The sequence below is a fragment of the Rhodococcus sp. IEGM 1381 genome (genome assembly GCF_030056795.1).
In the GTDB taxonomy this organism is placed as follows: domain Bacteria; phylum Actinomycetota; class Actinomycetes; order Mycobacteriales; family Mycobacteriaceae; genus Rhodococcoides.
This window is the reverse complement of record NZ_JASHKQ010000033.1, coordinates 1-474: the sequence shown is the minus strand read 5'-3', so window position 1 is coordinate 474 and position 474 is coordinate 1. Positions and strand designations below refer to the sequence as shown.

General features: G+C 64.1%; 1 protein-coding gene. It reads left to right on the top strand.

Annotation, left to right across the window (positions count from 1 at the left end):
• A partial coding sequence (locus QM797_RS26145; RefSeq protein ID WP_283278647.1) for a DUF222 domain-containing protein occupies nt 1–474 on the top strand: 474 nt, incomplete at both ends.

Genomic DNA, 474 nt, shown 5'->3' with positions numbered 1-474 from the left:
TCTTCGCCTCGAAAACCCTGAACGGGCGGTTGGCGTTGAAAGGTGACTTCGATGCGATCACCGGAGAAAAACTCCTCACCGCCCTCTCACCGTTGACCGAACCCCACCCCGCAGTCGACGGCACCCCCGACGAGCGCAGCCCCGCCAGGCGACGCGCTGACGCGTTCGGACACATCCTCGACCAATACCTCGCCTCCAGTAATCGCCCCATTGAAGGCGGAGAACGCCCGCACCTCAACCTGCACATCCGATTGCAGGACCTCACCAACCTCCGCAACACCGCAGCAGGCGCAGGCGTGGACAGCAACGAGAATGGCAGCACCGCAACCGAATCCGGAAACGAGACCCATGCAGCCATCGCCGATCGTGGCGCGTATCGGGACTTGTTCGGCGACGGCACCACCGTCGGGTGGCTGCCGTGGATGGGACCGCTCTCCCGCAACTCGTCCCGGCAGTTGGCGTGTGATTGCATCC